Below are 1,460 nucleotides of genomic sequence, written 5' to 3' on the forward strand. Positions count from 1 at the left end.
CCACTCCTTCAAACAGTATCCCGTGTGTTACATGACTATCATCAACATAAATCCCTACATCACTTTTCCTGTCGTGTAAGTATGGTTGAATGTTGTAGTAAGTCCGCTGTTTGGCATTTTTATCTTGCGGATTTTCACTCACCGTCAGCTTCTCTACTTCCGACAAAGGCAGCATTATCTCCACTTCCGTTTGGTCGCGTAAATCAATGATTTTTTTGCTGTCGCTCGCATAACCGTAAATACTGCTGCCTCGATTAACATACAAGAAATTGTCCTGAATCCCTTTCTTTTCTTTATCTTTATCGTAAGCGGCTTTCGCTTTTTCTCTGAACATATTGAGGTCATCATAAGTAAAAACCTCCAAATGCAGTAGTCTTTTACCTGATTCCGTCGGCTGATTATATTCCCCCATTAAACCTAGTTCTATACCCGCTTTCACCGCTATCGGTTTGCTTAGCACCACTTCTTTGTCCGCTTCCGTCTCCAAATTATGTGCGGTCAACAACGGAAGACCTTTGCGTTTTTCTTCCGCTGCAATTCGGTAAGAGCCATTGAAGATTGTCCAAGCACCCTGTACTGGTGACTTTTGCTCCGCTCCGTTTGCATCTTTATACCATATCAGTTCATCAAACTTGTCCTTTGATGAAGTTCGTTTCCTCACCTTAATTATTACACCATCCGCTAATGTTTGCCCAAGCGGTTTATTATTTTTATCCCGTATCATCACCGCACTTTTATCCGCCGATTTCGTTTCCCCGATTATCTCTAAAAAGGATGAATCGTATTCCTCCAGCTTCGCCGTATGACGATACAGAGAATAAAACGTCAGTTTATTCCCTTTCGGGTATTCCATTTCGTGCTCCAATAGAAAAAATCCTGTGGAATATATTGCGCCATTCGCCTGGGCTTTCAGGTTATCATTTTTATATTCCGAATCTACCTTATAAGCAATCAGTTTACCGTCGGCAATCGCGCAAATCTTCTCATTGTCAAATTCACTTGCCTTAAATTTATCGGCGCGTAAGTGAATACCTTGATGCCAAAGCCCGATTTCGTTAAATAGAAAACGGGCGCTTGGGTCGTGCGCTAAATGGGTAAAATACTGCTGTAACACGTTTTTGTTATTTTCCGCTTTCGGCTTTAACGGAAAGGCTACTGCGGGAATACGCGGTTTTTCTACTTGTGGGCTTTCCTTATTTTTTTCCGACATCATATTGCTCCTTTATTTAATTAAGAAAATTTTAATCGACGCAGGTCAATTGGTTTACCGTTGTGTGCCAACAGATTAAATTGCGTCGTATTTTCCGCCTCACCACTCTCATACACCAAACTTCCCTCAATCCGCACATTGCCCTCAAAAGTCACGCCTTCCGCATTAAAGATTACCCGACCGCCCGCGCTTTCTAATATCACCTCGTCATAACCTTCACAATGGAAGGTTTCGCAAAGTTGTTCAAAAA

2 pseudogenes are annotated in these 1,460 nt (G+C 42.0%); both read right to left on the minus strand.

What is annotated here, in order from left to right:
• Window positions 1-1,213: pseudogene (locus F8M47_RS08130) on the minus strand (glycoside hydrolase family 19); the annotation flags it as partial.
• Between the two features lie 17 nt (window positions 1,214-1,230).
• Window positions 1,231-1,460: pseudogene (locus F8M47_RS12070) on the minus strand (type VI secretion system Vgr family protein); the annotation flags it as partial.

Origin of the sequence: Actinobacillus vicugnae (genome assembly GCF_901687125.1) — a bacterium.
Taxonomy (GTDB): Bacteria; Pseudomonadota; Gammaproteobacteria; order Enterobacterales; family Pasteurellaceae; genus Actinobacillus; species Actinobacillus vicugnae.